Origin of the sequence: Streptomyces sp. NPDC002265, from assembly GCF_040296125.1 — a bacterium.
GTDB lineage: Bacteria > Actinomycetota > Actinomycetes > Streptomycetales > Streptomycetaceae > Streptomyces.
On the sequence record NZ_JBEOWS010000046.1, the window covers coordinates 14,159 to 40,679 of the forward strand.

26 protein-coding genes are annotated in these 26,521 nt (G+C 72.0%); 16 read left to right on the forward strand and 10 right to left on the reverse strand.

The window, feature by feature from the left end:
• Positions 1-22 precede the first annotated feature (22 nt).
• Together ABT085_RS11385 and ABT085_RS11390 are read left to right on the forward strand one after the other, a co-directional pair.
• Positions 23-886 (forward strand): GntR family transcriptional regulator, encoded by an 864-nt coding sequence (locus ABT085_RS11385; RefSeq protein ID WP_351604710.1) that lies wholly within the window; start codon positions 23-25, stop codon positions 884-886.
• Complete coding sequence (locus tag ABT085_RS11390; RefSeq protein ID WP_351604712.1) at positions 883-1,629, forward strand: HAD family hydrolase; 747 nt, start codon at positions 883-885, stop codon at positions 1,627-1,629. Before ABT085_RS11385 ends, ABT085_RS11390 begins: the two co-directional genes overlap by 4 nt.
• Positions 1,630-1,651: 22 nt before the next feature.
• On the opposite strand, the gene ABT085_RS11395 is transcribed toward ABT085_RS11390, so the two are convergent.
• Entirely contained in the window at positions 1,652-1,843 is a 192-nt protein-coding gene (locus tag ABT085_RS11395; protein ID WP_351604714.1) for a hypothetical protein, read from the reverse strand.
• Positions 1,844-2,018: 175 nt separating this feature from the next.
• On the opposite strand from ABT085_RS11395, the gene ABT085_RS11400 reads away from it, so the two are divergent.
• The 7 genes from ABT085_RS11400 to ABT085_RS11430 all read left to right on the forward strand — a co-directional run bounded on the left by ABT085_RS11400 (position 2,019) and on the right by ABT085_RS11430 (position 9,591).
• Positions 2,019-2,879, forward strand: a complete 861-nt coding sequence (locus tag ABT085_RS11400) for a GntR family transcriptional regulator (protein WP_351604716.1) — start codon at positions 2,019-2,021, stop codon at positions 2,877-2,879.
• A 64-nt stretch (positions 2,880-2,943) separates the two neighbouring features.
• Positions 2,944-4,263, forward strand: coding sequence for a phosphotransferase family protein (locus tag ABT085_RS11405; protein WP_351604718.1), 1,320 nt, complete (start codon positions 2,944-2,946; stop codon positions 4,261-4,263).
• Positions 4,253-4,978, forward strand: coding sequence for an HAD family hydrolase (locus ABT085_RS11410; protein WP_351604720.1), 726 nt, complete (start codon positions 4,253-4,255; stop codon positions 4,976-4,978). The genes ABT085_RS11405 and ABT085_RS11410 overlap by 11 nt, the downstream gene beginning before the upstream one ends.
• Positions 4,968-6,044 carry a phosphotransferase gene (locus ABT085_RS11415; RefSeq protein WP_351604722.1) on the forward strand — a complete coding sequence of 359 codons (1,077 nt, stop codon included), beginning with the start codon at positions 4,968-4,970 and terminating at the stop codon, positions 6,042-6,044. The genes ABT085_RS11410 and ABT085_RS11415 overlap by 11 nt, the downstream gene beginning before the upstream one ends.
• 51 nt (positions 6,045-6,095) lie before the next feature.
• Positions 6,096-6,707, forward strand: a complete 612-nt coding sequence (locus tag ABT085_RS11420; RefSeq protein WP_351604724.1) for a TetR family transcriptional regulator — start codon at positions 6,096-6,098, stop codon at positions 6,705-6,707.
• A 168-nt stretch (positions 6,708-6,875) separates the two neighbouring features.
• Complete coding sequence (locus ABT085_RS11425; protein ID WP_351604726.1) at positions 6,876-8,915, forward strand: HelD family protein; 2,040 nt, start codon at positions 6,876-6,878, stop codon at positions 8,913-8,915.
• 178 nt (positions 8,916-9,093) lie between these two features.
• Positions 9,094-9,591, forward strand: coding sequence for an HAD domain-containing protein (locus ABT085_RS11430; RefSeq protein ID WP_351604758.1), 498 nt, complete (start codon positions 9,094-9,096; stop codon positions 9,589-9,591).
• A 48-nt stretch (positions 9,592-9,639) separates the two neighbouring features.
• Here the strand turns inward: ABT085_RS11430 and ABT085_RS11435 are convergent, their stop codons facing one another.
• The gene (locus ABT085_RS11435) at positions 9,640-10,500 is read right to left on the reverse strand and encodes a GNAT family N-acetyltransferase (RefSeq protein ID WP_351604728.1); all 861 of its coding nucleotides are present in this window, start codon (positions 10,498-10,500) and stop codon (positions 9,640-9,642) included.
• Between the two features lie 127 nt (positions 10,501-10,627).
• Here ABT085_RS11435 and ABT085_RS11440 point away from each other — a divergent pair, with 127 nt between their 5' ends.
• From ABT085_RS11440 to ABT085_RS11450, 3 genes are all read left to right on the forward strand, one after another.
• On the forward strand, positions 10,628-11,146 hold the full coding sequence (locus ABT085_RS11440) for a helix-turn-helix domain-containing protein (RefSeq protein WP_351604730.1): 519 nt from the start codon (positions 10,628-10,630) through the stop codon (positions 11,144-11,146).
• A 77-nt stretch (positions 11,147-11,223) separates the two neighbouring features.
• Positions 11,224-11,874: a hypothetical protein gene (locus ABT085_RS11445; protein ID WP_351604732.1), complete on the forward strand. Its 651-nt coding sequence runs from the start codon at positions 11,224-11,226 to the stop codon at positions 11,872-11,874.
• 123 nt (positions 11,875-11,997) lie between these two features.
• Positions 11,998-12,348 (forward strand): DUF2516 family protein, encoded by a 351-nt coding sequence (locus ABT085_RS11450; RefSeq protein WP_351604734.1) that lies wholly within the window; start codon positions 11,998-12,000, stop codon positions 12,346-12,348.
• 50 nt (positions 12,349-12,398) lie between these two features.
• Here the strand turns inward: ABT085_RS11450 and ABT085_RS11455 are convergent, their stop codons facing one another.
• The 3 genes from ABT085_RS11455 to ABT085_RS11465 form a co-directional block, all read right to left on the reverse strand.
• Positions 12,399-13,727, reverse strand: coding sequence for a PP2C family protein-serine/threonine phosphatase (locus ABT085_RS11455; RefSeq protein ID WP_351604735.1), 1,329 nt, complete (start codon positions 13,725-13,727; stop codon positions 12,399-12,401).
• Positions 13,728-14,128: 401 nt separating this feature from the next.
• Positions 14,129-15,226: a C40 family peptidase gene (locus ABT085_RS11460; RefSeq protein ID WP_351604737.1), complete on the reverse strand. Its 1,098-nt coding sequence runs from the start codon at positions 15,224-15,226 to the stop codon at positions 14,129-14,131.
• Between the two features lie 201 nt (positions 15,227-15,427).
• On the reverse strand, positions 15,428-16,240 hold the full coding sequence (locus ABT085_RS11465; RefSeq protein ID WP_351604739.1) for a class I SAM-dependent methyltransferase: 813 nt from the start codon (positions 16,238-16,240) through the stop codon (positions 15,428-15,430).
• 192 nt (positions 16,241-16,432) lie between these two features.
• Here ABT085_RS11465 and mshA point away from each other — a divergent pair, with 192 nt between their 5' ends.
• Both mshA and ABT085_RS11475 read left to right on the forward strand, forming a co-directional pair.
• Entirely contained in the window at positions 16,433-17,773 is a 1,341-nt protein-coding gene (gene mshA, locus ABT085_RS11470; protein ID WP_351604741.1) for a D-inositol-3-phosphate glycosyltransferase, read from the forward strand.
• Entirely contained in the window at positions 17,766-18,293 is a 528-nt protein-coding gene (locus ABT085_RS11475) for a type III secretion system chaperone family protein (protein ID WP_351604743.1), read from the forward strand. The genes mshA and ABT085_RS11475 overlap by 8 nt, the downstream gene beginning before the upstream one ends.
• A 58-nt stretch (positions 18,294-18,351) precedes the next feature.
• On the opposite strand, the gene ABT085_RS11480 is transcribed toward ABT085_RS11475, so the two are convergent.
• Positions 18,352-19,185 carry an AraC family transcriptional regulator gene (locus ABT085_RS11480; protein ID WP_351604744.1) on the reverse strand — a complete coding sequence of 278 codons (834 nt, stop codon included), beginning with the start codon at positions 19,183-19,185 and terminating at the stop codon, positions 18,352-18,354.
• Between ABT085_RS11480 and ABT085_RS11485 the strand changes: the two genes are divergently transcribed.
• Positions 19,184-19,657, forward strand: a complete 474-nt coding sequence (locus ABT085_RS11485) for a DUF2000 family protein (protein WP_351604745.1) — start codon at positions 19,184-19,186, stop codon at positions 19,655-19,657. The two genes, ABT085_RS11480 and ABT085_RS11485, sit on opposite strands and share 2 nt — an antisense overlap.
• Positions 19,658-19,666: 9 nt before the next feature.
• Here ABT085_RS11485 and ABT085_RS11490 read toward each other — a convergent pair whose 3' ends face one another.
• Entirely contained in the window at positions 19,667-21,007 is a 1,341-nt protein-coding gene (locus tag ABT085_RS11490; protein ID WP_351604747.1) for an MDR family MFS transporter, read from the reverse strand.
• Positions 21,008-21,226: 219 nt separating this feature from the next.
• Between ABT085_RS11490 and ABT085_RS11495 the strand changes: the two genes are divergently transcribed.
• On the forward strand, positions 21,227-21,988 hold the full coding sequence (locus ABT085_RS11495) for a phosphoglyceromutase (protein WP_351604749.1): 762 nt from the start codon (positions 21,227-21,229) through the stop codon (positions 21,986-21,988).
• A 67-nt stretch (positions 21,989-22,055) separates the two neighbouring features.
• Here the strand turns inward: ABT085_RS11495 and ABT085_RS11500 are convergent, their stop codons facing one another.
• The 3 genes from ABT085_RS11500 to ABT085_RS11510 all read right to left on the reverse strand — a co-directional run bounded on the left by ABT085_RS11500 (position 22,056) and on the right by ABT085_RS11510 (position 25,905).
• A complete protein-coding gene (locus ABT085_RS11500) occupies positions 22,056-23,291 on the reverse strand; it encodes a tyrosine-type recombinase/integrase (RefSeq protein WP_351604751.1) in 1,236 nt (411 codons plus the stop codon).
• A gap of 485 nt (positions 23,292-23,776) precedes the next feature.
• Positions 23,777-24,016: a helix-turn-helix domain-containing protein gene (locus tag ABT085_RS11505; RefSeq protein WP_351604753.1), complete on the reverse strand. Its 240-nt coding sequence runs from the start codon at positions 24,014-24,016 to the stop codon at positions 23,777-23,779.
• 251 nt (positions 24,017-24,267) lie between these two features.
• On the reverse strand, positions 24,268-25,905 hold the full coding sequence (locus ABT085_RS11510; protein WP_351604755.1) for an AICE element replication initiation protein: 1,638 nt from the start codon (positions 25,903-25,905) through the stop codon (positions 24,268-24,270).
• Positions 25,906-26,521: the final 616 nt, after the last annotated feature.

Sequence of the window (26,521 nt, forward strand, 5' to 3'; positions counted from 1 at the left end):
GGACGTCGACCGGGAGAACGCGGTGGTGAACGGCAGCGGGAGAGCCTCGGCCCAGGAGATCGCCGACGCCCTGCGGGAGCGGATCAGGGACGGAGACCTGGAGGCCGGCGACCGGCTGCCCACCCAGGCCGTGCTCGCCCAGGAGTTCGGGGTCGAGCGCGGCACCGTCCGCCAGGCGCTGGGCATGCTCCAGCACGACGGACTGCTGACCCATGTGACCAAGGGCAGCCCGCCGAGGGTGGCCGACGTCCCCCTGGGGCCGCCGCAGGAGTCCAGGGCGGCCCGGGTGGTCCTGATCAGGTATCTGGAGGAGGCGTTCCGGGCCGACGACGTGACCATCGACGCCGTCTGCTTCACCGCGGAGACGTTGCTGTGGGCGCTCGCCGAGATGTGCGCGGCGGTCGCCAGGGGCGCGGCCCGCCCCGCGTCGGTCACCGTGCGGTGTCTGCTGCCGGGGCCCGCCGTACCGCTGCCCTATCCCGAACCCGTGGACCGGCCGGACCTCAGGGAAGCGGTGCACGAGCAGCTGAAGGCGCAGATCAGGGCCCAGATGAAGACCATGGAGATCCATCTGTCCAACCTGCGCCGCTACCAGGGCGTGGACACCGGGGTGACCTTCCGGCCGCTGCGCTTCGTGCCGTCGGAGAAGAAGTACGTGCTGAACGGCACGCTGGCCCTGCGGGGCGACTATCCGGTCGGCCGGCACTCCTACGAGCTGCCCGGGGCCGGCGAGTTCGACGTCCTGGACGTCAGCGGGTTCAGCTCGGACCTGTTCGAGTTCCGGCTGAGCAGGGGCGGACAGGAGGCGGCGGTCGTCCGGGCGACCAAGAATTACTTCGATGCCCTCTGGGATTCGGAGGCTCCCGGACAGACACTCGCAGAGTGACTGCTGAGACGGGACGGGCCGAACCGGTGCCGAGTGAAGCCGATGAACTGCACGAACTGGTCGCACGCACACGGTATGTCCTCTTCGATTTCGACGGACCGATCTGCCGGCTGTTCTCCGGTCATCCGGCCGATGTCATCGCCCGGGACCAGGTGCGCTGGCTCGACATCCGCGGACTGGGCGGGATGCTCACCAAGGAGGAACGTTTCAGTTCGGATCCGCACGGCACCCTCAGCTCGCTGCACGGTCGCTATCCGGGAAGCGACGTGATAGCCGGGCTGGAGGAGAACCTCACCCGGCACGAGCTGCGGGCGGCCCGGGTGGCGATGCCCACGGCGTACGCGGACCCGCTGATCCGGACCTGGGTGGCGGTCGGCACGCGCCTCGCCGTCGTGACGAACAACTCGGCCCGCACGGTGGCCTCGTACCTGACCGGGCGCGGCCTGTACGGCTGCTTCGACCCGCACATCTACGGCCGCACCCAGGAACTGCGGCTGCTCAAGCCGCACCCGGACATGCTGAACCGCGCCCTGCGGGCGATGGGCGCCGCGCCGGGCGCCTCGCTGATGATCGGCGACGCCCTCTCCGACCATGCCGCGGCCCGCGCGGCCGGTGTCCGCTTCCTCGGCTACGCGCGCAACTCCGCGGCCCGGCTGCGGATGCTGGAGGGCGGTGTGCCGGCCCGCGACATCATGGGCTCGCTGGAGCCACTGCTGACGTCCCTGCGTCGCAACCATTCCTGAGGCCCCGTCCACTACGACGGCCCTAGGCCTGGATCGAGAGCCACACGAACACCAGGCAGAGGGTCCAGCCGGGTGGCGCCTTGACCGCTCTCAGTCCAATTGACAGAGAGAGGACGAGGAGCGGCCCGAATACCCCGTAGTGCTGCCGCATCAGCCTCTCCAGCAGGATCAGTGCCATGCCGGCCAGCAACTCCGGCCACTCCTGAGTCTTCATGGTCCCCCCGGAAGTCCTGCGACGCTGTCGACTGTCGTCAACTTGTCGGCCAATTGGACTGCTCATCCTGATTGGACTGTTCCCGGACTGATAGATCGGTTAACCGACAGTCCAATATGGGGAGTTGTTGACTGGAAGTGGTGTCACACCTGCATGGAAGCGGTAGGTTCTGCCTGTGAGTGTTTCGGATGGCGAGGACAGCAACCCCCGGACGCTGAGCCGCGTGTACGACGCGCTGGAGTCGCGCATAGCGGACGGAACGTACCCGGTGGGCGGCACGCTGCCGTCCCAGCGTGTGCTCGCACCGAACCTCAACTGCTCGCGCGACACGGTGCGCAAGGCCGCCCGGATGCTGGCCGACGCCGGCCTGGTCGATCTGAAGCAGGGCAGCGGCACCGTCGTGCTGAGGAAGCCGTCCTCGGACAGCAGTCCGCAGGACCGGCCCCGGCTGCACTCCTTCATGTCCCGGCTCTTCGCGGCACCCGAGGCGTCGCTCGACGTCTTCGTCCTGACGGGTGAGTCGGTCGTCGGGCTGTTCCGGACCCAGGTGCAGCGTGTGGAGGACGGCGAGTTCACCGAGCTGCGGAAGGTGACCGTACGGTTCCTGCTGCCCGCCGAGGACACCGCGCTCTACTACCCGCGCGCCTGGGATCCCGCGGACGACCGTCCGCTGCGGCGCTGGCAGGAGATGGCCCGCCGCAACGTGGCCGACATGGAGCAGTGCCGTTCCCGGCTCGCGCGCTGCGGGGTCGAACTGGACCTGGAGGTCCGCAGGATCCCGCTGACCCCGCAGTTCAAGCTGTGCGTCTTCAACGGCACCCACGTGCTCAAGGGCTACTACCGCCTGGAGCAAGGCATAGAGCTGGAGGACGGGACGGCCGTCGAGGGCGCGGTGGACGTCATGGGCGTCGGCGCCACCCTGCGTCACTTCACGGCCGACGCCGGACCGGACTCGGAGTTCTTCGACCTGCGAGGAGTGTTCGACGACCTCTGGGCGATGGTCGACAAGGAGCGCGAGGCGCTGGGCAAGAGCTGAGGGCGGATGTCCATATGGTGGCCAAACGTGAGAAGCGTCACTCCGCAGCCTGTACTCTCCGCCCATGCTGCACCACCTGCCCCACCGCGCCCGCACCGCACTGGTCCGGGTCCTCGCGGAGGCGCGCCGGCGCCGGGCATGCGGCCCGATCGTCGTCGGGCACCACAACCGGAACCACATCCTTCCGCTCGGCCTGCCGCTGGCCTCCCTCCTCGGGATGGGGTCCGGGCAGGTGCGCGCCAAGTTCCGGGTGCCCCTGGCGACCGTCGAGGTGGTGCCGCGCATCTGGCGCGAGTCCGAGGTGCTGGACGTGGTGAGCGAGCGGCTGGCCGGCGTGCCGCGCTGCCTCGCGGACTTCGGGGCCTGGTCGCTGCACGCCTACGTGCCCGGTCACGCGCTGTCCGAGGAGCCGCCCGGGACGCCGGTCGGCGAACCGCGGATGGAGGCGCTCGCCGACTTCTTCGCACAGCTGGCCGGTATCCCCCCGCAGGCGCTGCCCCGGCCCGCGGACGACTGGCCGCGCGGCGACGACAGCCGGGCCTTCCTGCACCGGCTGGCCCGCTTCACGGAACAGCGGGTCCACCGGGCCAACCGGCCCCGGTTCGGGAGCCTCTTCGACTCCGTGGGCATTCCGGCGGACCTCGTGAGCCGCTTCCTGCGGACCGTGCCCGACCCGGTCCGGCGTCCGTTCGGCCTGCTGCACACGGACGTACACCGCGCCAACATCGTGGTGACGCCGGAGCCCGGCGGCGGCGATCGGCTCACCGTCCTCGACTGGGAACTCAGCCTGTACGGGGACGTGTTGCACGACCTGGCGACCCATCTGGTGCGCATGGAGTACGACCCCGCGGAGCGCAAGCTCATGACGGAGCTGTGGGCCGAGGCGATGCGGAAGGCGGGCCGCGCCGACCTGACCGAGGGCCTGGACCCCGACCTCGGCACCTATCTGGGATTCGAGCACGTCCAGTCGGTGTTCCCGGACGTGATGCGCGCCGCCCTCGACCTGCCCGCCGAACCGACGCCCGAGGACCTCGGCCGGTCCGCGGACCGGGTGCACCGTGCGCTGGACCGGGCCCGCGGGCCGCTGTGGATGCCGGGCGAGCCCCAGGACCGGCCGGCCCTGGTGCGGGCGCTGCGCCGGTGGCACAGCGCGGACCGGGCCCGGCAGTCCGCCGCGCACCGCGCCGAGCGGCCCGGGAAGGGCGGCGCCGAGGCGTGCCGGGACGCGGACCGGCCCCGCGGCGCCGACCGGAGCGACGGCATACGGCACGGGACGCGGACCTGGCCGCCGACGCTGCGGCGGGAACCGCGGTCCGGCCCGGACCGGGAGAGGTGTGCCGAACTGGTGGAGCCGCTGGAGGGCCTGGAACCGCATGGCTGTTGAAGTCGAGGACACGACCGACGTCCGCTCGTTGCTCGCGGGGGCCCGCGGAGTCCTCTTCGACTTCGACGGGCCGGTCTGCCGGCTCTTTCCCGGCGGCTCCTCCCGGCCCGTCGCCGACGAACTGCGCACCCTGGTGGCCGAGGCCGGCGCCGCGCATGTGCTGACCCCCGAGGAGGCGGCCGGCAAGGATCCGCACGCCGTGCTGCGGGCCGTGCACCGGGCGCAGCGCGACCGCCGTCTGCCCCGGCGCGCCGGAGACCTGGTCCGGGCCCTGGAGGACCGGGTGACGGAGGGCGAGCTGGCCGCCGTACGGCGCGGGGCGTGGCCCACCCAGGGCGCCGCCGAGCTCATCCGCCGGCTCTCCGCACGGGGCGCGCGGCTGGCCGTGGTGACCAACAACGCGGCGCGGGCGGCCGCGTACTACCTGGAGCGGGAGGGGCTGCGGGACTGCTTCGACGCCGTGCACGGACGCCCCCGCGAGGTCGAGCGGATGAAACCGGACCCGTACGTCGTCGACCGGGCCCTGGGCAGTCTGCGGCTGCGCCGCGAGGACGCCGTCATGATCGGCGACTCCCCGGCGGACGCGATCGCCGCGCGGGCCGCGGGCGTGGCGTTCATCGGGTTCGGGCGCGACCTGCGCAAGGAGTCGGAATTGCGTGGGGCGGGAGCCGCCCTCGTCGTCGACTCGTATGCTCTCTTCCTTGATGAGGCCTGAGGACAAGGCACCTGACCCGTCGTCGGGCGGCACCCGCCGGCGCGCGCGGGAGATCGCCGGGGAGCAGCCCCTGCACGGCCCCCTGACGGGGTATTACCACGAGACGTACGCCTTCGTGCCGCGCGACGGAGCGTTCGGCACCGCCCGGCTGAAGCTCAGGGAGCCGCGCGCGGACGTCATCCGGTTCGAGCGCAGGACCTTCCTGCGGGAGGAATCACTGCTGACCGCCCTGGCCGGACGGGTCAGGAGCGTGCCGGAGGTGGTCCGCGCCGACGGCGTGACGCTCCAGAGGTACATCGAGGGGCACACGCTCGGCTCCCGGTTCCGGGCCGGGACCGCGATCCCCGACACCGTCGTGGACCAGCTCCTGGACCTGGTGCGGGACCTGGCCTCGATACCCGCCGGATCGCTGCCCCTGCTCTCGCGCGTGCCCGACGAGGAGCGGGAGGCCGAGGGCGACAGCCAAGGGTTCGTCGAGCGGCTGGCGCTCTTCGCCGAGGAGCACGTCTACACCCGCAACGAGCACGCCTTCGGCACCCTCTTCCGGGACCTCGGCGTCGACGCGCACGCGTTCAAGCGGCTGCGCCAGCGGCTGGACGGGATCGCGGAACGCCCCTTCCACCTCCTCCACGGCGACCTGCACCGCGAGAACCTGATCCTCGACCCGGCCGGCCGCCTCTGGGCCATCGACTGGGAACTCGCCACCTTCGGCGATCCCCTCTACGACCTCGCGACCCATCTGCACCTGATGCGCTACCCCGGCCGCCAGGCCCGCCGGGTCGCCGAACGCTGGACGGCCGCGCTGGAGCACGCCCGGCCCGGAGCCGCCCGGCACTGGCCGCAGGACCTGCCGCGCATCCTCGGCTTCAAACGCGCGCAGTCCTTGTTCACCGACGTCATCAGGGCCGCGCTCGAACTGCACGGCGGCGCGCCGCTGCGGGTCGTCGTGCCCCGGCTGTGCGCGGTGCTGCGCGCGGGCGCGGAGCCCCTGGGGCTGGCCTCGGTGCCGTCGCCGGTACGGACCGCGACGGCCCTGTCCCGCTGGCGCCGGGGCTACGCACCGTAGGACCTCGCCGCAGGTCCTGACGCGCCCGCGCCGGGGCTACGCTTCGTAGCCATGAGCAGGGGCAACGGGGGACTGCGCGAGCGCAAGCGGCAGCGGATGTACCAGGACGTGTCGGACACCGCCGTCGGCCTCTTCCTGGAGAGAGGGTTCGACGCCGTGTCGGTCGCCGAGGTCGCCGCCGCGGCGGGGATCTCGAAGCCGACCCTCTTCCGGTACTTCCCGACCAAGGAGGACCTGGTCCTGCACCGGTTCGCCGATCACGAGGACGAGGCGGCGCGGGTGGTGACCGCGGGACCGACACCGCTGGCCGCGCTGCGCCGGCACTTCCTCGACGGGCTGGAGCGGTGCGATCCGATCACCGGGCTCAACGACCATCCCGCGGTCCTGGCCTTCCACCGGCTGCTGTACGGGACTCCCGCGCTGGTCGCCCGGCTGTACCCGTACCTGGAGCGGTCGGAGGCGGCACTGGCCGGTGCGCTCGGCGGCGGCCTCGAGGCGCGGCTGGCCGCCGGGCAGATCATCGCCGTCCAGCGGATCCTCGCGCAGGACAACTGGCGGCGTATCGCCGAGGGGGAGCCGGTGGCACGGGTGCGGCCGGACGCGGTGGCCGCGGCCGAGCGGGCGTTCGGCGCACTGGCGGCGGGGTTGCCGCGGCTCGCCTGAGCGGGCGGACGGGGAACGGCGTACGGGGCACGGCGTACGGGGGCGGGGAACGGCGTACGGGAAGGGCGTACGGAGGGCGGGGGTCGGCGAGGCGGACCGGCGGCCAGGCGGTCGGGCGGCCGCGGCAGAATATTTAACTCGGTTACGTTTTTCACGTACGCTCGGCGCATGACGTCCACCGGACCCGGCCTCGACCGGGATCTCCGCCGCGAACGCACCCACCACGACGCCTGCCGCACCGCCCTCGCCGCCATGGTCGAGGGCGCCCAGGAGCAGGTCGTCAGGGGCGAGGACGTCTCCGCCTCCGGAGCCGACGCCGAAGTGCTCGGATACCAGCTGCGCAGCAAGGCCAAGGAGATGCGCGAGCTGCCCGAGGGGCCGTTGTTCTTCGGCCGGCTGGACTTCGCGCCCGGTCCGGGCGACCACGCCGGCCAGCGCTACCACCTCGGACGGCTGCGGATCAGCACCGCCCCGGCCGCACCGCCCCTGGTCGTCGACTGGCGGGCCCCCGTCTCCCGCGCCTTCTATCAGGCGAGCGCCCGCGACCCGCAGGGCGTCGCCGTCCGCCGCCGTTTCGGCTGGGCCCCCGGCAGCCGCGGCGACTCCGCCGACCTGACCGCCCTGGAGGACGAGCACCTCGGACGGGGCGAGGACGCCGGGGCCGGGGTGAGCGACCTGGTCGCCCGCGAGATCGAACGGCCCCGGGTCGGTCCGATGCGCGACATCGCCGCGACCATCCAGCCCGAACAGGACGACCTCGTACGCGGCGACCTGGCGCTGTCGGTGTGCGTGCAGGGGGCGCCGGGGACCGGGAAGACCGCGGTCGGCCTGCACCGCGCCGCCTACCTCCTCTACACCCACCCCCAGCGCATCAGACGCTCCGGCCTGCTGATCCTCGGCCCCAACCGGACCTTCCTGTCGTACATCGCCGAGGTGCTGCCCGCGCTCGGCGAGACGGGCGTACGGCAGTCCACGCTCGGCGAGGAGATCGCCCGGCACCCCGTGACCGGGACCGACGACGAGCGGACCGCGGCCCTCAAGCACGACCCCCGGATGGCCGAGGTGCTGCGCCGGGCGCTCTACGCGCGCGTGACGGTGGAGACCCGGGACAGCCTCGACATCCCCGACGGCACCTACCGCTGGCGCGTCACCGCCGCCAGGCTGACGGCGATCGTGTCGGGCGTGCTCGCCGAGCAGCCGCCGTACGCCGTCGGGCGGGAGCGGGTGCGCAGCCGGATCGTGCGCCGGCTCCAGGAACAGGCCGAGCTGCGGTACGGGCCGCCGCCGAGCGCCTGGGTCCGCCGGATCGAGCGGGCCCGGCCGGTGAGTGCGTACCTCGACGCCGCGTGGCCGCGGGTCCGGCCCGAGGAGGTCCTCACCGCGCTCCTCACCGACCCGGACGAGCTGGCGCGGGCCGCCGACGGGCTGTTCGACGAGGAGGAACGGCGGGCCCTGCGCTGGGTGCGGCCGCCGCGCTCGTGGAAGTCGGCCCGCTGGTCGGCCGCCGACCTCGTCCTGCTCGACGAGCTCGCCGGGCTCGTCGAACATCCCGGGAGCTACGGCCATGTCGTCGTCGACGAGGCCCAGGACCTCTCCCCGATGGAGTGCCGGGCCATCGCCCGCCGGGCGGCCTTCGGCTCGCTGACGGTGCTCGGCGACCTGGCGCAGGGGACCACCCCGTGGGCGGCCCGGAGCTGGGCCGCGCTGCTGGGCCACCTGGGCAAGCCGGACGCGGCCGTGGTGCCGCTGACCAGCGGGTTCCGGGTGCCGGTCGAGGTCGTCGCGCTCGCCAACCGGCTGCTGGAGCGGCTGGACGTCGAGGTGCCGGCCGCCCGCTCCCTGCGTACGGACGGCGAACTGCGGCTGCGCCCGACGGACGACGTCCTCGCCACGGCCGTGGACTGCGTACGGCACGCGCTCCTCCGCGAGGGTTCCGTCGGCGTCGTCGCCGCGGACGCCGACGTACCGCGGCTGCGGGACGCGCTCGGCGCGGCCGGGATCGGGGCGGCCACGGCCGACGAGCCGGCCGCCCGGGTCGCGGTGGTCCCGGCGAGCGTCGTCAAGGGCCTGGAGTACGACCATGTCGTCGCCGTCGAACCGGCGGCGATCGCGGAGGCGGAGGAACGCGGTCTGCACCGGCTGTACGTCGTCCTCACCCGCGCGGTGTCACGACTGGACGTGGTGCACGCGCGCCCCCTGCCGTTCTAGGGCAGGTCCTGGGGTCAGTCCGGCGGATCGGGCCGCAGGAGAGCAGTGGCCTGCCGGCCTTGTGCGGGTGGGTGGCGCCGGGGCGACAAGAAGGGCAACGTGGTCACCGATGCATTCCTCTCCTGCTTCGGCCGCCACGGTCGCTGATTCGTCCGCCTCGCCGTCCTCCCCGGCCGCCGTGCTCCTCTTCCTGGACGTCGACGGGACGCTGCTCCCCTTCGGGGCGAGCGGTCCGTACCCGGTGTACGAGACGGGCTTCGGCACCTGTGCCCGGTCCGTCGGCAATCCGCTGCTGACCCGGATCGACCCGAGGCTCGGCCCCCGGCTGGTGGCGCTGGGCTGCGAGCTGGTGTGGGCCACGACCTGGATGGACGAGGCCAACGTCTGTGTGGCGCCCTGGCTGGGGCTGCCCCCGCTGCCGGTGGTGGAGTGGCCGGACGAGGAGTGTCCGCCGGGGGCCCTGCACTGGAAGACCCGGCCGCTCGTCGCCCTCGCCGCGGGCCGGCCCTTCGTCTGGGTCGACGACGAGATCACCGCCGCCGACCGCATCTGGGTGGCCGCCCACCACCCCGGCCGGGCGCTGCTCCACCGGGTGGACCACCGGTACGGGCTGACGGGCGCGGACTTCTCGGTGCTGGAGCAGTGGATCGGCCGACCGGAACCGCAGCGGTCGTAGTCGCGCCACCGGCGTTCCGGCGCCGCGTTCCGGCGTCACGTTCCGGCGTCACGAGAAGTCGTACGCCGCCCAGTCGGTGAGCGCGTGATAGCCGAGGCGCCGGTAGAGGGCGTTGCTGGTGGGGTTGGCCACGTCCGCGAACAGCACGACCTCCTCCGCCCCCGCGGCCAGCGCCGCCCGGCTCACCTCCGTCGCCACGGCGGCCGCGTAGCCGCGACCGCGCAGCTGGGCCGGGGTGTAGACGACGTCCACCTGGATCTGGCCGCCGATCAGCGGATTCATGCCCGCGACGGAGACGGGGGTGCCGTCCGGGGTCTCCCAGAGCGTGTAGCGCTTGTCGGCGAAGCGGGTGCCGGCCCAGGTGCGGGCGTCGATGGACACGTCCTCCCCGACGGCCCTGGCGAACTCGCCGCACCAGAACATGGTCTCTTCGAGGTCCCGCTCGCCCAGCAGCCGACCGCGGCCGGCCGGCATCGGCTCCGGCGGGATCAGCGTGCCGAGGCGGTACAGCCGGACCCGCGTCTGCCGGGCCTTCGGCGTCGCGCCGGTGTGCCGCTGCCAGGCCTCGGCGAAGGCGGTGGCGGTCTGCTCGTCCGCGCTGACGGAGGGCAGGGGGTGCCCGAGGGCGGCCAGGTGGGCGGCGAGGGAGTCGGCCTGCCCGGGCGTGAGCGGGGTGGGGGTCAGCGCGCGGGGCGGAAGGCGGTGGAAGGTCGCCCGTACCTCGCCCGCCGACTCCAGCACGCCGAAGACGGGGACCCCGGTGCCGAACGCGTCCGCCCCACGGGTCCGCACCCGCTCGGCCCAGGTCAGCGCCATGACGTGCGGGCCGGGCCGGGAGCGCAGGAAGTCCCCGGCGCGGGCGAGGAAGTCGTCGACGTCTTCGGTGAGGTGCCAGCCGTCCGGTCGCATGGCTGCATGATTTCCCATGCCGGAGCCGCACTCCAGGGTTTTTCGCCGGAGACGGCGCCATCACCGGCGGCACACTTTTGCAAGCGGCTGCTTGCAAAAGTTAGCGAAGGTGCGGCAAGGTGGACGCATGGCATCGCTCAACGTCGGCAATCTCGGTGACTATCTGCGCGAGCAGCGGCGCAACGCGCAGCTGTCGCTGCGGCAGCTCGCCGATGCCGCCGGGGTGTCCAATCCGTATCTCAGCCAGATCGAGCGCGGCCTGCGCAAGCCGAGCGCGGAGGTGTTGCAGCAGGTCGCGAAGGCGCTGCGGATCTCCGCCGAGACGCTGTACGTCCGTGCCGGGATCCTCGACGCCGAGCGGGACCGGGACGAGGTGGAGACCCGCGCGGTCATCCTCGCCGATCCCACGCTGACCGAGGGGCAGAAGCAGGCACTGCTCCAGATCTACGAGTCGTTCCGCAAGCAGAACGGATTCGAGTCCGTCCCCGCGGCGGACCCGGCGGATCCCGCGGATGCCGCGGAGCCCCGGGGCGAGTCCGATGGGGCGCAGGTCGCCGATGCCGACGACAGCGGTACGCAAAGCGCCGTACGCCGTGACCGCCCCGACGGCGGTTCCGGCGCAGACCCGCAGCAGACGGCCAGTTGACCGGACCAGGGGACCGGCTGCCTGACTGCGGACCCACACCACCCTCAGCCGAACGCGAATCCGGGAGGACCCTCACCATGGCCATCACCGACGACCTGCGCAAGACCTTCAGCGACCCCACTCCGCTCTACTTCGCCGCCGGCACCGCCGACCTCGCCCTGCAGCAGGCCAAGAAGGTGCCCGGTCTGGTGGAGCAGCTGCGGGCCGAGGCGCCCGCCCGGTTCGAGGCCGTCCGCGGCACCGACACGAAGGCCGTGCAGGAGAAGGCCGCGGCCCGCGCCAAGGAGGCCGGGGCCAGGGCCAAGGAGGCTCAGGAGACCCTCCAGGCGAAGGTCGGCGAATTCATCAGCGCCCTCGACGGTGACCTGAAGAAGTTCGGCAGCTCGCTCGACGCCGACCTGAAGAAGCTCGGCGAGAACGCCCAGGACCTCGCGCTGCGCGGGGTCGGCGTCGCCGCCGAGTACGCCGTGAAGGCCCGCGAGACCTACGAGAAGGTCGCCGAGCACGGCGAGCAGGCCGTGCGGACCTGGCGCGGCGAGACCGCCGAGGAGATCGAGGAACTGGCGATCGTCATCGAGCCGAAGGCCGAGCCGGTCGAGGTGGTCAAGGAGGAGCCGCAGCAGGCCGGGACCGGCGCCGAGTCCGCCACGGAGAAGAAGGTTGCGGCGAAGAAGGCCCCGGCCCCCCGCAAGGCCACCGGCAAGAAGCCGACCCCGCCCGCCAAGTAAGGGACGGCAGTCGTCCGGGCCGGGCACCTCCGGGGTGTCCGGCCCGTTCTACGGGTACGGTGGCCGGGTAGGGGTCATGGTCGGACGTGTCGGACAGGTCGGCGAGAACAGGCGGTGGGCAGCATGCTGGCGTTGGGTTTCGCGGGGTTCCTGGGACTGCTGAAGATCCTTCTGATGGCCCTGGCGGCGTTCGGGCTGGCCGACGCGGCCTTCCGGCGCGAGGACGCCTTCCGTGCGGCCGACAAGCAGAACAAGGTCTTCTGGCTGATCATCCTCGGTATCTCGCTCGTGGTGAGCTACCTGTTCTCGATCCTCGCGATACTGCCGGTCGCGGCCGCGGTCGCCAGCATCGTCTACCTGGTGGACGTACGGCCCGCGCTGAAGCAGGTCTCCGGCGGTGGCGGCGGCTGGGGCCGCCGCGGCGGCGGAAGCAGCAGCGACGGCCCCTACGGCCCGTACAACGGCGGCCGCTGACCGCTCATTGCTGAACGCTGCCGGGTTCCACCGCCCGGCAGCGGGGTTCCTCAGAGAACCCGGTCCAGCAGCACCACCGCGACGTCGTCCGTCAGCTCGCCCCCGTTCAGCTCGCGGACCTCGCTGACCGCGGCGCGCAGCAGCTGCTCGCCGTACAGGCCCGAGGCGAGCTGGCGGCGGACCATCTCCACCATGCCGTCCTGCCCGAGCCGCTCCCGGCCCTGGCCGACGTGGCCCTCGATCAGGCCGTCGGTGTAGAGCATCAGGCTCCACTCGGCGCCCAGCTCCACCTGCATACGCGGCCAGCGCGCGCCGGGCAGCAGCCCGAGGGCGGGGCCGTTGTCGTCGTACGGCAGCAGCTCCGCGGGCTCGCCCGGCCGGGCGATCAGCGGGGACGGGTGGCCCGCCAGGCACAGACCGGCCCGGCGGCCGTCCGGGGCGATGTCCACCGTGCACAGCGTCGCGAAGATCTCGTCGTCGTCGCGCTCGTGCTCCAGCACCTGCTGGAGCGTGCCGAGCAGCTCGTCGCCCGACAGGCCCGCCAGGGTCAGCGCACGCCAGGCGATCCGCAGCTCCACGCCCAGCGCCGCCGCGTCCGGACCGTGCCCGCAGACGTCACCGATCATGGCGTGCACGGTGCCGTCGGGCATGCGGACGGTGTCGTAGAAGTCGCCGCCGAGCAGTGCTCGGGAGCGGCCGGGGCGGTAGCGCGCGGCGAAGCGGAGCGTCGAGCCCTCCAGCAGGGGGGTCGGCAGCAGGCCGCGTTCCAGCCGGGCGTTCTCCTGGGCACGCAGTCTGCCCTCGGCGAGCCGTCGCTCGGCGGTGTCGGAACGCTTGCGCTCCACGGCGTACCGGATCGCGCGGCTGAGCAGCCGTCCGTCCAGCTCGTCCCGGAAGAGATAGTCCTGGGCACCGACCCGTACCGCCTCCGCGCCGCGCTCGGCGTCGCCGGACGCGGTGAGCGCGAGCACGGCGTGCCGGGGCGCGAGCCGCAGCACGTGCTTGAGCACGGCGAGCTCGTCCTCGCCGGACGAGCGGCCGGACGCCGGCAGCGCCAGGTCCAGCAGGATGCACTGGACGTCGTCGGTGAGCAGCCGCTCGGCCTCGGTGAGGTTGCGGGCGGTGCGCACCCGGATCGGGTTGCCGGCCGAGTCGAGCAGGTCGGGCACGATCGCTGAACCCGCCGGATCGTCCTCGATCAGCAGGAGTGTGAGAGGGGCGTGAGCGGTGGCGTTCGGGTGCGTGGCGGCAGTGGCGTCGACGACCGTGGCTTCCTTGCGCGGGGTCTCTTCCTTCGAGGGGCCGGCCTGGGGCGCGGCCTGCGCCTGACCACACTCCACGGCCGGGATTGCTCTCTGCCGGGGCACGGGTACGGGCATCGTGTCGGGTTCCTTCCCTCCCCCCGAGGGCACGGCGGACAGAGGGACTCCATCCACCGACGGGGACCATAGCGGGTGTCGGCGCCGCAGCGGAATGGTGTACGACACCCAGGTTGGTCCGAGGCCTCTGGCATATGCCGCTTTACCTACCGCAGTTGGGCAGGCGGGGTGTGCAGCGGGGATGACGAACGTCACGTCCACGGGGAGTTCGGCGGCCGCCGCGGGTACGACGGCCCGCGTGACCGCAGTTGGTGTGCCGTGCCACGTGGGTGCGGTCACGTGCCCGCCATCACGTGGCTGCGGTCACGTGACCCCGGTCATGCGCCCGCGGTCGTGCGTACGGGGGCATGGAGACCCGGTCATGCGTCCCCGGATGTCCGTCCGCGGTCGCGTGGTCCCGGTCATGCGTCCGGCCGGACCACCCCGAGGATCGGCATCGTCCCGGCGCCCGCCAGGGTCACCGTGCGGCCCGGCCGCGGGGCGTGGATGATCGCGCCGTCGCCCACGTACATCGCGACATGGCTGGCGTCGCCGAAGTAGATGATGAGGTCGCCGGGGCGCATGTCCTTGATGTCGACGTGCTCGAGCTGCTTCCACTGCTCCTGCGAGGTGCGCGGGATGCCGTGGCCGGCGTTCGCCCAGGCCTGCGAGGTCAGCCCCGAGCAGTCGTACGAATCGGGCCCCTCGGCGCCCCACACGTACGGCTTTCCGATCTGGGCCGTCGCGAACGCCACGGCCTTCTTGCCCTGCGCGGAGGCCTTGCCGTCGATCTCGTCGAGGATGCCGGAGTCCAGCCAGGCGGTCTGCGCCCGGAGCGCGGCCTCCTCCTCCAGCTTGGCGAGGCGCTCCTTCTGCCTCTTCTCCAGCCGGGACTCCAGGGTCTTGGCCGCCTTGATCTGCCGTTCGATGTCCTTCTGGGCGGCCGCCTTGGCCCGGCGGTTCGCCTCCAGCTTCCGCCACTGGGCGGAGGCGTCCGCGGCGTACTGCTTCAAGTCCTGCTGGGTGCGGGTCATTTCGCCGAGCAGGCCCTTGGTCGCCCGCTCGCCCTGGATCACCCGGCCCGCTCCGTCGAGGAACTGCTGCGGGTTGTCGCTCAGCATCAGCCGGGCCTCGTCCGGCAGGCCGCCGCCGCGGTACTGGGCGCGGGCCGCGGCGCCCGCCCGGTCCTTGAGGTCGTCGAGCCGCTCCTGCCCATCGACGATCTTCCGGGCCAACTGGACGATCTCAGCGGACTGCTGCTGCGACTTCTCCTCGGCGGCGTTGTACGCGTCGGTGGCCACGGAGGCCGCGTGGTAGAGCCGGTCGAGCTGCTCGCGGACGGCCTCCAGGTCCTTGTCGGGCGGAGGCGTCACGGTGCCGGTCGCGGCGGCGGGCGGTGTGGTGGCCGGGGTCGGTGTGGGGCTGGGGGCCGCGAACGCCGTGCACGGCACCGCCAGGACGGTGAGCGCGCAGACCACCGTGACGGCCGCCGCGATCAGCGTGCGCTTGCCCGTACCCATACGCCGTCCCCCAAGTTGATTTCCCGTCAGTAACTTACGGCTTCCGGGGGATCGTGCCACGGCGACGCGCAAAACGACAGAGCAACTGCTTCCCCCTCACTCCCCCTCATCCCGGCCCGGCATGACGATCTCCCCGCCTCTGTGACGAACGACTCACAAGGATCGTTCCGTGCAGGTGGAAGCGGATCGGGCGGCCCCGGATCAGCCTCGCGGCGCCAACGCCTCCCACTTCACCGTGACTTCACCCTGCCGCCACCTCACGGGTCCGTCCGTCACCGGCCAGTCCGCGGTCAGGTCCCGGACCGCCCGGATCCAGCGCTGCCGGGCGCCGTAGGAGGCGTAGGGGGCGGCGGCGGCCCAGGCGCGGTCGAAGTCGCGCAGGAAGGCGTGCACGGGCTCGCCGGGGACATTGCGGTGGATCAGCGCCTTGGGCAGCCGCTCGGCCAGGTCCGACGGGCGCTCCAAGGAGCCCAGCCGGGTCGCGAAGGTGACCGTGCGCGGCCCCTCCGGGCCGAGCGCGACCCAGACGTGCCGACGGCCGATCTCGTCGCAGGTCCCCTCGACGAGCAGTCCGCCGGGCGAGTCGGCGGTCGCGGGGGCGAGGCGGGAGCACAGCCGCTGCCAGACCGCGGCGACCTCGTTCTCGTCGTACTGGCGCAGGACGTTGGCGGCCCGTACGAGGTGCGGCCGCTGGGGGAGGGGGATCTCGAAACCGCCGTGCCGGAAGACCAGACCCTCACGCTCGTAGGGCCGGGCCGCGGCCACCCGGGCCGGATCGATCTCGACGCCCACCACGCGTGCGTGGGGCACGGCCGAGCGCAGGCGCTGAAGCAGTTCGACGGCGGTCCAGGGGGCGGCCCCGTATCCGAGGTCGACCGCCACCGGGTCGGCGGCGCGGCGCAGCCGGTCGCCGTACGCGGCCACGATCCAGCGGTCCATGCGGCGCAGCCGGTTGGGGTTGGTGGTCCCGCGGGTGACCGTGCCCACGGGGCGGGCGGAGGCGCGGGATGTCATGCCTATGAGGGTATGCGCCCGTGTCCGCCCTCAGGCGCACGCGGTCTGCGCTCGAACGGTTGAGCGACACTCGGTAATGACTCGGCAAAAACCACCCCGCGCGGAATGGGAATGCCTTCCTCCGGTGTTTCACCCCCTTGGAGGGCGCGCTGCGTCCCCGCACGGCATGCCCGAAGCGAGGAGGAACGCCACGTGAGCCAGTACGTCAGCAGGCTCGGGCGGCGCTCGGGGGCAGCGCCGTCCCGGCTCAGGCTGCCGCACCGCAGGCCTCGCAGGGTGGCCATGCTCTCCGTGCACACCTCGCCGCTGCACCAGCCCGGCACCGGCGACGCCGGCGGCATGAACGTCTACATCGTGGAGCTCGCGCAGCGTCTGGCCGCGATCAACATCGAGGTCGAGATCTTCACCCGCGCCACCACCGGCGCCCTCCCGCCGGCCGTCGAGCTGGCCCCCGGCGTCCTCGTCCGGCACGTCGACGCGGGCCCGTACGAGGGTCTCGCCAAGGAGGAGCTGCCCGCCCAGCTGTGCGCCTTCACGCACGGCGTGATGCAGGCCTGGGCCGGCCACCGCCCCGGCTACTACGACCTGGTCCACTCGCACTACTGGCTCTCCGGGCACGTCGGCTGGCTCGCCGCCCAGCGCTGGGGCGCCCCCTTGGTGCACGCCATGCACACCATGGCCAAGGTCAAGAACGCCAGCCTGGCCGAGGGCGACACGCCCGAGCCCGCGGCCCGGGTGATCGGCGAGACGCAGATCGTCAGCGCCGCCGACCGCCTGATCGCCAACACCACGGAGGAAGCCGCCGAACTGGTACGGCACTACGCCGCCGACCGCGACAAGGTCGCCGTCGTCCACCCCGGGGTGAACCTCGACCGCTTCCGTCCCGCGGACGGCCGCGCCGCCGCGCGCGCCCGCCTGGGCCTCCCGCAGGACGCCCTGATCCCCCTTTTCGCGGGCCGCATACAGCCCCTGAAAGCCCCCGACGTCCTGCTGCGCGCCGTCGCCGTACTCCTCGACGAGCGCCCCGACCTGCGCAGAAACCTCGTCGTACCGATCGTGGGCGGCCCCAGCGGCAGCGGTCTGGCCAAGCCGGAGGGCCTGCAGAAACTGGCCGCGCGCCTGGGCGTCACCGATGTCGTACGGTTCCGCCCGCCGGTCGGCCAGGACCGGCTCGCCGACTGGTTCCGGGCCGCGTCCGTGCTCGTCGTCCCCTCCTACAGCGAGTCCTTCGGTCTGGTCGCGATCGAGGCGCAGGCGGTCGGCACCCCGGTGCTCGCCGCCGCGGTCGGCGGCCTGCCGGTGGCCGTGCGCGACGGCGAGACCGGCGTGCTGGTGCGGGGCCACGAACCGGCCGCCTACGCGCGTGTGCTGGCCGAGTTCGCCGACCGCCCCGAACTGCTGTCCCGGATGGGACCCGCCGCCGCCCGGCACGCCCGGTCCTTCGGCTGGGACACCGCGGCCGCGGCCACCGCGGACGTGTACACGGCCGCGGTGCAGTCGCACCGGCGTCGCGTACGCTCCCACCATGGCTGACAAGGCTGACATCGCTCACCGGACCGAAGCGGAGCGGGCCACCCGGGCCGTCGAGGGCTTCCTGGCGGACGCCGGACTGGAGTGGGAGAGCCCCGCACCCCGCTCCTTCGTCGTGCAGCTGCCCGGCACCCGGAAACTGAGGACGACCGTCTCGCTCGTCGTCGGCCGCCACTCCCTCTCCCTCAACGCCTTCGTCATCCGCCACCCCGACGAGAACGAGGCGGGCGTCCACCGCTGGCTGCTGGAACGCAACCTCAAGCTGTACGGCGTGAGTTACGCCGTCGATCCGCTCGGCGACGTCTACGTCACGGCCCGCCTCCCGCTCGCCACGGTCACCGCCGACGAGACCGACCGCATCCTCGGCCAGGTCCTGGAGGCCGCCGACGGCGCCTTCAACACCCTGCTGGAACTGGGCTTCGCCTCGGCGATCCGCAAGGAGTACGCCTGGCGCGTCTCCCGCGGCGAGCCGACCGGCAACCTGGACGCGTTCGCACACCTGACGCGGCGCCAGGGCGACTGACCGGTCGACCGGTCCGGCGGACGGCCGGGGGCGGGCAGCCGCGGCGGACGGCGCCGGTTCAGGAAGCGCTGCGTCCGTACGGGGACGACGCCCCGGCCCGGTAGCGGCCCGGCGTCACCCCCACCAGCCGCTTGAAGTGCCTGGTCAGATGGGCCTGGTCGTAGAAGCCGGCCACAGCCGCCACCTCACCCGGCGGCTGTCCCTCCAGGAGCAGACCGCGGGCGAGTTCGACCCGGCGGGACATCAGGTACTGGTGCGGGGCGATGCCGTACGCGCCGCTGAACGCCCGCACCAGATGGGCGGGATGGGCGGCCAGGAGCCCGCCGGCCTCGTCCAGGGTGAGGCCATCGGCCACGCGCTCGTCGAGCAGTTCGCGCAGCCTGCGGGCGACGTCGGGGTCCCGGCGCGGGACCCGCACGGCGTCCCGGGGCCGCAGCAGCGTCCGCAGCCGCTCTCCGAGGAACGTCAGCCTGCTCTCGGCCTCCAGTTCGTCGCCGGGACGCGTCAGCGCGGTGTGCAGCTGCCCGACCCGCAGCCGCAGCACCGGATCACGCAGATCGGGCCCGTCGACCGCCGCCCCGATCAGATGCTCGCCCAGCCGTGAGCTGTCCAGATAGAGGACCCGTTTGCGGAAGCCGTCCGAGGTGGCGGGGGAGCCGTTGTGGGGAACGTGCGGCGGCAGCAGCGAGACGGTGTCGTGCGGGGTGCCGTGCGCGTTCCGGTCGAGGTCGTACCGTACGGCCCCGGCGTCGACGATGAGCACCGTCCACGCCTGGTGCACGTGCATCGGATAGGCGTACTCGGTGAAACGCGCATGGAGGACCTCCACGACACCGGGCACGCGCGGGCGCCAGGCGGAGACGTGGTTGCCGTCGTCGCGCGAGGTGGCCATGCAAAGAACGTACAAGACGACGCCGGGCGGCGTTCGGCAGTCTCGAGGCATGAGCGAGCAGCCCCGATTCGACACCAAGATCGCCGTCCTGCTGCGGGAGGATCTGGAGACCTGGCAGCGCCTGAACGTCACCGCGTTCCTCACCAGCGGCCTCGGCACGGTCGTACCCGAGGTGATCGGCGACCTTTACGAGGACGCGGACGGCGTCGTCCACCTGCCGATGTTCCGCCAGCCGGTACTGGTCCTCGAAGGCACGAAGGAGACGCTCACGGCGGCCCACACCCGGGCGCTGTCCCGCGCCCTGCCCCGCGCGCTCTTCACCTCCGACCTCTTCGCCACCGGCAACGACCACGACAACCGGGCGGCCGTACGCGCGGTGCCGACGGCGGCGCTGGACCTGGTGGGACTCGCGGTGTACGGCCCGCGCAACGCGGTGGACAAGGTGCTCAAGGGTGCCCGTATGCACCCCTGAGCCCGAGGTTCACGGCTTGGCGGCAGCCTCGGGCGAGGTAGCGGCCGAGGCAGTGGCCGAGGTGTCGGACGAAGCCTTGGCCCGTCCGTCCGCCGCCCGTCCGTCCGCCGCCTGCTCGCCGGCCGCCTGCTCGTTGGCCGTTCGTTCGTCCGCGGCGAGCGTCCGCATCAGCGCCGCGTACCCGGCCGCGGCCCCCGTTCCGACGACCGCGCAGAGCCCCCACAGCCACTCCGCGCCGAACCGGTCGATGACGAAACCGGACATCAGCGGGGCCACCAGGGCTGCCACCGACCACGACATGGTGTACATGCCCTGGTAGCGCCCGCGTCCGTGGACCGGGGAGAGCCGGACGACGAGGCCGGTCTGCGTCGGCGCGTTGACGATCTCGGCGAGCGTCCACACGCACACCGTGAGGGCGAAGACGCCGACGGACCCGGCGAAGGCGGTGAGCCCGAAGCCGTACCCCGCGAGCATCGAGGAGACGACCAGCAGCCGTCGCGGATCCCGGTGCTCGATGAACCGGGTGACGGGGATCTGGAGAGCGACGATGAGGAAACCGTTGACGGCGACCGCCAGGCCGTAGTCGGCCGGGGTGAACCCGGCCGCGCCCATGGCGACGGGCAGTCCGACCGACCCCTGCTGGAAGATCACCGCGACCAGGAAGGACAGTCCGACCACGCTCATGAAACGCCGGTCGCGCAGCACGGTCCCGAGCCCGACCTCGTCCGCGGCCTTCTTCTCCGCCGCCGTGCGCTGCGGCCGGGACTCCGGGACCTTCAGGAAGACGACGACCGCGCAGGCCAGGGTCATCCCCGCCTCGATCAGGAACCCGGCGAGGTAGCTGAACTCGGCGATGAAGCCGGCCGCCATGGAGGAGACGGCGAAGCCGAGGTTGATGGCCCAGTAGTTGAGCGAGAAGGCCCGCACCCGGTCCTCGGGCCGCACGATGTCGGCCATCATCGCCTGCACGGCCGGCCGGGAGGCGTTGCTGGCCATGCCGACGAGGAAGGCGACGCCGGCGATGGCGACGGGATCGTGCATGAACCCGAGCAGCGCCACCGACAGGGCTGTGGACACCTGGGCGATCAGCATCGTGGGCCGCCGCCCGAGCCGGTCGGTCATCACGCCCCCGCCCAGGGAGGAGATGACACCGCCGAGCCCGTGCAACGAGGCGACCAGACCCGCGTACGAGGCGGAGTAGCCGCGGTCGAGCGTCAGGTACAGCGCCATGAAGGTGGCGACGAACGCCCCGAGCCGGTTGACGAGAGTGCTGGTCCACAGCCACCAGAACTCGCGGGGCAGCCCGGAGAGGGTCTCGCGGGCGGTGCGCCTCAGAGCGGTGACGGACATGGAGGTACTCCCACGGTTGTAAGCGGCTCAGGCGGTGGGCACAACTTACGATCGCGGGCCTCGGGCAGACCACTCAATTAACAGATCCAGTCAACTGTCGCCGCCCCGCGCCCGCCTCCACCCACTCCTCCCCGTTCGCTGTACGTCCGGTCCCCTGTCCGGAGTCCGTTCCGTGGGCAGGAACGCCCCGCCTCAAGGCCTTCGATTAGGCTCATACGCATGGCCGACGCACCGTACAAGCTGATCCTCCTCCGCCACGGCGAGAGCGAGTGGAACGCGAAGAACCTGTTCACCGGCTGGGTGGACGTCAACCTCAACGAGAAGGGTGAGAAGGAGGCGGTCCGCGGCGGTGAGCTGCTGAAGGACGCCGGCCTGCTGCCCGACGTGGTCCACACGTCCCTCCAGAAGCGCGCGATCCGCACCGCGCAGCTGGCCCTGGAGTCGGCGGACCGCCACTGGATCCCGGTCCACCGTTCGTGGCGCCTGAACGAGCGTCACTACGGCGCCCTCCAGGGCAAGGACAAGGCGCAGACCCTCGCGGAGTTCGGCGAGGAGCAGTTCATGCTCTGGCGCCGCTCGTACGACACCCCGCCCCCGCCGCTCGACCGCGACGCCGAGTACTCCCAGTTCGACGACGCGCGCTACGCGACGCTGCCGCCGGAGCTGCGCCCGCAGACGGAGTGCCTCAAGGACGTCGTCGTCCGCATGCTCCCGTACTGGTTCGACGGCATCGTCCCCGACCTCCTGACCGGCCGCACGGTCCTCGTCGCCGCCCACGGCAACAGCCTGCGCGCCCTGGTCAAGCACCTCGACGGCATCTCCGACGCCGACATCGCGGGCCTGAACATCCCCACGGGCATCCCCCTGTACTACGAACTCGACGCCGACTTCAAGCCGGTCAACCCGGGCGGAAAGTACCTCGACCCGGAAGCGGCCGCAGCAGCCATCGAGGCGGTCAAGAACCAGGGCAAGAAGAAGTAGAGATAGCGATCACGCCTCCCACCTGCGCATACGGCGCGGATGGGAGGCGTTTTCGTGCTCTGGAACCTCAGCCCGTGTGATCTTGCGGCCGGAGAGCCTGCCCGAGAGCCCTCCGAGCCCGGTCCCGGCTGCTCGGCATGAGGTGCGCGTACACCTTCAGCGTCAGGCCCGGGTCGGAGTGGCCGAGGTACTCCGCGAGTGCCTTGATGCTCTCTCCGGCGTCCAGGAGCACGGACGCGTAGAAGTGCCGGAGGGCGTGCATGCCGTGCTCGCGGGCTGCGGCGTGCTCGCGGCTCCTGGCCCTGGGGATGACGCCCGCCTTCGCGAGCGCGGGCTTCCAGTGGTCCTCGTTCAGCGACGTACGCCAGACGTGCCCACCGTTGGGGCCCGTGAAGATGAGCCGCCGGGTCACCGGCTGGCCATTCGCTCGCATCCACGGGAGTGTGATCTCCACGGGCGGGAACCGCTTGATGCGCTCCTGCAGTGCCTCTGCCACGGGGTCGGGCAGCGGTACGTCACGGAGCTTGCCGCCCTTCGGGGGCGCGAACACGGCCTTGCTCAGGCTCAGCTTGAGTTGCTGCACCACGTGCAGGGTGCCGCTGGCGAAGTCGATGTCATCGACCGACAGCCCGAGGATCTCCCCTTGCCGTAATCCGCATCCGGCGCCCACGTCGACCATCGGCCGGAAGCGCTCGACCATGGCGGCGCGGACGTCGAAGATGCGCTCAGGCTCCCAGGGGACGACGCGACGCGCGCCCATGGCCGGCGGGGCCACCGTGCGCGAGTGGCAGGGGTTCCGGCGTAGGCATCCGTCCTCTACGGCGGCGGAGAGTACGGCGCGGACGTTGGAGAAGATGACGCGGGCGTACGAGCCGGACATGCCGGTCTCTTCGAGCTGTGTCACGAACTCGCGGATGTGACTCGGTTGGAACGACCCAAGCTGACGCGACCCGATGCGCGGGAAGGCGTGCAGCTTGAGCTGAGACTCCATCGATGCACGGGTGTTGGGGTCGCCGCTCTGGCTCGCGAGCCACTGCTCCGCGAACTCCTGGAACGTCACACGGGACGCGTTCGGGTCGATGAAGTCGCCGCGGGCCACGTCTGCCTGCATGCCGCTCAGCCACTGCTCGGCGATGCGCTTCTGTCCGTCGGGGAAGGACTTGTTCTTCCGCTTGCCATCGGGCGTGACGCAGCGGGCTTGGTAACGCATCCCGGTGCCGTAACGGTCGGTCCTGACGCGGATGGCCTTGCCCTCGGCGTCGGTGGTGGTCTTGATCCAGCGGTCGAAGATGTGGCCAGCCATGAGGGCTGTCTCCTTCGGTCGGTAGCAGGGACGGGGAGAGCCAAGGGAGCGGCTGTCCGGGCGGTTCTGGGGTGTGCTGAGCCAGGCCTGCTACTCGCTACAGGCCTGATCACTTGGGGTTCGGGGTGCTTAGCGGGGTTGCTACCGGTAGCGGGTGCGGGTGCTACCGGTGGCAGGGCCCGGCAGGGGTTCAGGGAGGCTGAGACAGGGGGTCTCAGGTGCCTTCCAGAGGGGGGTTTCGGGTGCACCTGAGGCGTGCCTCCCTGCCTCCCTGAGAGGCCATCTGCGCTGATCAGACAGAGGGAGGTGAGTAAGGGAGGGGAGCAGGGAGTTCTCCCTCCCTCCCTTGGCCGGCGGGGCGTGCCTCCCTGCCTCCCCGCTCTTCCGGCCCGGTTTCTGGGGCACCGGTGGACGGGTTGCTTGCTGCTTCACTGCTGAACAGAGGCGGATCGGGTCGCTAGCGGGGTCGCTTGCGCAAGCGAGGCTCAGGCCGCGTCGTCAAGGTTGGTTTGTTCGGCTACCCAGCCGCGGACGGAGGCCGGGTTGAAGCGGAGGTATCGGCCGACGCGGAAGCCGGGCGGTCCGATGCGCTTACGGCGCCACTGGTAGACCGTTTCGACGCTCGGGAGGCTGAACATGGTGACCAGGTCTTCCGGGGTGAGGTAGCGGTCCGGGAGGCCACCGCGCAGGGCGGGGCGCGCGTCGCTGGTCTCGGTGTTGGTCATGGAGGTGGTGACTCCTCGTGTCCGTGGTGGCGGTGCGTGGGAGTGGTGCCGGTCGCCGTCCCAGAGAGTTGGTGCAGCGCAGCGTCCGCAGCGTCCCAGCGTCCGCACGATTGAGTCTGCCCAGGTCAGCATGGGTTAGGGCTGTGGACGCTTGCGCGGACGCTGTGGACGCTGGACGGCCGTAGCGTCCGCAGCTTCGACGTGTCCGGGCCGCTGGTGTGCGGCCCGGCCCGGCAGGCATTCCGGCTACGTCAGTGCTGTTCAGGACGGTTTCTTCCCACCCCGAGCGGGGCCACCTCCGGCCAGAGAGAGGCCTGTTCGGGTGCGGACACTGACTCGTCCTCCGGCGCCGCGCGGGCGAGCGTGAGGAGCCGATGCCGGTCCCGGTCCCGGCTACGCTGCGTGTCGTCCACCGTGATGCCGATCGACCGCAGCAGCGGGGCGAGCCGCTTAACCCTGCCGCCCGCGCGGGTGGGGTCCACGGGCCAGTTCTTCGGCCTCATCAACGGCACGGGCAGCACTTCGAGCAACTGCCCGGCCGTGCCCTGCCAGAACCCGACCTGGTCGACCAGGCGGGCGATGGCCATCGCGAACGGGTCGCCTTCCATCGCATCGATGGCGACGTTCGCGGACGTGGCCAGGTAGTCGCCTAGGGTGTTCCAGCCCTGGGTCTGGTCGACCGCGGCGAGGACGCGGGCGAAGTCGGCCATGCGCGGCATGGACTGAAGCCGCACCGACGGGAGCACGGCCAGCGCGCAGGCCAGCACGTCGAACAGCGCCCCGAGCACGGCTGGGCGGACCGCCGCGAAGGTAGCGTCTAGTTCCTCTTCGGAGCGGCGCCGGTTGGAGTCGATGAGCTGCAGGTCCAGCATCAGCACGCGCTCCGCGAGGTCGCCTGCGAGAGCTCCGGCGTCGATGGTGGTCATGGCCAGCACCCGTTTGAAGGTGAGCACGACAACGTCGTCGTCGGTGTACAGAGCGCGGTCGACCACGCCGTCGCCGGTCACGGCCTTGCATAGGGTGTCTGACAGCCACGGCGGGATCGTGCTGACGTTGTCCAGGCACAGCGCCCACGAGCTGAACGCCTGCCGCGACCACGCCTTCTCGTCGCGCGGCTGGCTCCGTTTGGCAGCCGGGGACGGGTCGACCAGGTTGATGAACATCTGCGCGGCCTTCGACTTGCCCGTGCCCTGCTCGCCCTTGCAGACCAGCGCCGGGTGCGGGATCTCCGGAATCCAGGCTGCGACCAGCCATGCGACGAGTTGGCGGAACGCTGACTGGTCCATGTTGAGCAGCGCGTGCAGCTTGGCCAGCCCGTCCCCGTCCAGCACCGGTTCGGGCATCGGTGCCATGGCGCCGGAGCGGCGGAAGAGCACCGGGGCCCGGTCGACGATCTGCCAGCCGAGACCGGAGACGACGACCGCGCGGCCGTCCGTGCTGCCGAGGTCGACCACGATCGCGCCGGCCGGGTCACGGCCCACCCGAAGATTCACTGTGACGGGGTCGGTGTCCTCCGCAATCCCTTCGAGGACGGTCATGGCGTCCGCGAGGGCGGACTGGGAGGCCACCTCGCCCGGGTACTCGTCCGCGAACACACGGGCCAGACGCTGCCGCAGGCCCGCCTTGCCTCGCAGCGGGAGCACGATGTTCGGGCCGTCCAGGGCGACCGCGTAAGGACGGGCGTCGGTGGACATCACGAACCGGTACTGCTCGCGGGCGATGGCGACGATCCGGGCCGCAGCGGGCGGCTTCTTGTCCTCTCCTGAGCCGCCGTGCGGCGGCCGTGCGGGCGCGCGGTCCGCACGTGCGGGTGCCCGATCCGTCCGGGCGGACGGGTGTACGGGCGTGGTGTTCACCGGTCGGGTCGATCCGTTCACGCGGGTGTTCACGCGGGGACCGCCTTTCCGGTCGACCCTGAACACAGCCGCACGGGGCGGGACGCTCGTAGGCAGTCGGGTCGGGCCGACGGCCGCCGCGCCGGGCAGGCGGGACGGGTCGATTCATGCAGCTCAGAGGTCGACTGTCCGCCGTCGGAGTCGGCTGACCACACGGCGGTGAACACCGGGTGGTGGGCATGAGCAAGTCGAGCCAGTAGGCGCCAGATGCCAGGGGCACACGTGAACAGGAAGGTGTTCACGACGGTCGGGTTGACGGGCGTCGACTCCGCGTCGAGGGTCGGGTTGACGGGCGTCGATCCAGCGTCGACGCGGAGTGTGACGGCGGGCGTGACGCAGGTCGTCACACAGGTGGTTCTCTACCTCATCAAGCCCCGGCTGCGCTCCGCTCCGCCGGGCGCGCTCCTGGCTCCGCTCCGCTCCGGCGGGCTGCGCCAACGCGCGCCCACGTGGAGAAGTCCGGAGGCACGAGGGAGCTCCCGCACAGACGCCGGCGGGGCCGGTTGGCTCCGAGACTTTAGGCAGCCACCATGGGGCGAGCCTCGAAGATCATGGCCCCAACGTCGTGCTTTAACGGGCAGGTCCACAGACTGCCCGACTCGCCGGAAGC